The sequence below is a fragment of the Parvularcula oceani genome (assembly GCF_000733125.1).
Lineage (GTDB): Bacteria > Pseudomonadota > Alphaproteobacteria > Caulobacterales > Parvularculaceae > Parvularcula > Parvularcula oceani.
The window spans coordinates 1-2,500 of the sequence record NZ_JPHU01000026.1 but is presented as its reverse complement, the minus strand read 5'-3'; the positions used below and the strand labels follow the sequence as shown (position 1 = coordinate 2,500).

Below are 2,500 nucleotides of genomic sequence, written 5' to 3'. Positions count from 1 at the left end.
TCTCTCGAGCAGCTTAAGCCGATAGGTGTAGGCACAGCGAAAGCGAGTCTGAATAGGGCGCATGTTCGAGGGATTAGACCCGAAACCCGGTGATCTAGATATGAGCAGGCTGAAGGTGCGGTAACACGCACTGAAGGGCCGAACCCACACCTGTTGAAAAAGGTCGGGATGACTTGTGTCTAGGGGTGAAAGGCCAATCAAACCGGGAGATAGCTGGTTCTCCGCGAAATCTATTTAGGTAGAGCGTCGCACGAATACCCTCGGGGGTAGAGCACTGGATGGGCTATGGGGGCTTACCGCCTTACTGATCCTAACCAAACTCCGAATACCGAGGAGTACTATGCGGCAGACACACTGCGAATGCTAACGTCCGTAGTGGAGAGGGAAACAACCCTGATCGACAGCTAAGGTCCCCAAGTCACAGTTAAGTGGGAAAGGATGTAGGAATCCCAAAACAACCAGGAGGTTGGCTTAGAAGCAGCCATCCTTTAAAGAAAGCGTAACAGCTCACTGGTCTAAATAAGGGTTCCCGCGCCGAAAATGTAACGGGTCTCAAACTGTGCACCGAAGCTTCGAGTTCGAAAGAGCGGTAGCGGAGCGTTCCCTAAGCGAGCGAAGGGCAACCTGCGAGGGTGCCTGGACGTATGGGAAGCGAGAATGCTGACACGAGTAGCGATAAGGAGTGTGAGAGACACTCCCGCCGAAAGTCCAAGGGTTCCTGCGTAAAGCTAATCTGCGCAGGGTTAGCCGGCCCCTAAGTCGAGGCAGAAATGCGTAGACGATGGGAACACTGTTAATATTCAGTGGCCAGAGGGTGAGTGACGGATGCTGTGTGTTGTCCGGTCTTATTGGATTGACCGGGCAGCGAAGGTGTCCCTGGAAATAGCCCCCTCATTCGACCGTACCCCAAACCGACACAGGTGGACTGGTAGAGCATACCAAGGCGCTTGAGAGAACTGCGTTGAAGGAACTCGGCAAATTACTCCCGTAAGTTCGCGAGAAGGGAGCCTCTGTTCTGGGCAACCAGGGCAGAGGGGCACAGACCAGGGGGTGGCGACTGTTTACTAAAAACATAGGGCTCTGCGAAGCCGCAAGGCGACGTATAGGGTCTGACGCCTGCCCGGTGCCGGAAGGTTAAGAGGAGGTGTGCAAGCACCGAATTGAAGCCCCGGTAAACGGCGGCCGTAACTATAACGGTCCTAAGGTAGCGAAATTCCTTGTCGGGTAAGTTCCGACCTGCACGAATGGCGTAACGACTTCCCCACTGTCTCCAACGCAGACTCAGCGAAACTGAATTCTCCGTGAAGATGCGGAGTACCCGCGGTTAGACGGAAAGACCCCGTGCACCTTTACTACAGCTTTGCAGTGGTATTAGTGTCGACATGTGTAGGATAGGCGGGAGGCTTTGAAACCCGGGCGCCAGCTCGGGTGGAGCCGTTGGTGAAATACCGCCCTTGTCGTCACTGATATCTAACCGCGATCCGTGAACCCGGATCCGGGACCCTGCATGGTGGGTAGTTTGACTGGGGCGGTCGCCTCCTAAATGGTAACGGAGGCGCGCGAAGGTTGGCTCAGAGCGGTCGGAAATCGCTCGTTGAGTGCAATGGCATAAGCCAGCCTGACTGCGAGACTGACAAGTCGAGCAGAGTCGAAAGACGGCCATAGTGATCCGGTGGTCCCGCGTGGAAGGGCCATCGCTCAACGGATAAAAGGTACGCCGGGGATAACAGGCTGATGATGCCCAAGAGTCCATATCGACGGCATTGTTTGGCACCTCGATGTCGGCTCATCGCATCCTGGGGCTGGAGCAGGTCCCAAGGGTTTGGCTGTTCGCCAATTAAAGCGGTACGTGAGCTGGGTTTAGAACGTCGTGAGACAGTTCGGTCCCTATCTGCCGTGGGAGTAGGAAATTTGAGAGGAGCTGTCCTTAGTACGAGAGGACCGGGATGGACGCACCTCTGGTGGACCTGTTGTGGCGCCAGCCGCATAGCAGGGTAGCTACGTGCGGAACGGATAACCGCTGAAGGCATCTAAGCGGGAAGCCGCCCTCAATACCAGATTTCCCTGAGAACCGTGGAAGACCACCACGTTGATAGGCCGGATGTGGAAGCGCAGCGATGCGTGAAGCTGACCGGTACTAATTGTTCGATAGGCTTGATCGAACAAGCTCATGCGCGGCGAACGGACCGTTTGCCCGCGCGCTTGAAGCACGACGACTCTCGCAGAACATCTCTTTGGCCGGCCTGGTGGTTATAGCGCGGGGCCCCCACCCGATCCCATCTCGAACTCGGTCGTTAAATCCCGCAGCGCCGATGGTACTCCGCCTTAAGGCGTGGGAGAGTAGGTCGCCGCCAGGCCTGCCAAAGAGATCAACCCCCCTTCACTCAACCCAACTGGACGACCCCCACCCGATGCGGGATGGAGCAGCCCGGTAGCTCGTCAGGCTCATAACCTGAAGGTCGTAGGTTCAAATCCTACTCCCGCACCCAAAATTTTGAAC

At 56.2% G+C, this 2,500-nt stretch carries 1 tRNA gene and 2 rRNA genes (1 of these 3 cut by a window edge); all 3 read left to right on the top strand.

Annotated features, from left to right (window positions below):
* A 23S ribosomal RNA gene (locus IE88_RS0115995) occupies positions 1-2,162 on the top strand (it extends 625 nt beyond the left edge of the window).
* Between the two features lie 80 nt (positions 2,163-2,242).
* Positions 2,243-2,357: ribosomal RNA gene (gene rrf / locus IE88_RS0115990) — 5S ribosomal RNA — on the top strand.
* A gap of 55 nt (positions 2,358-2,412) precedes the next feature.
* Positions 2,413-2,489: transfer RNA gene (locus IE88_RS0115985), tRNA-Met, on the top strand.
* The last annotated feature ends 11 nt before the right edge of the window (positions 2,490-2,500 follow it).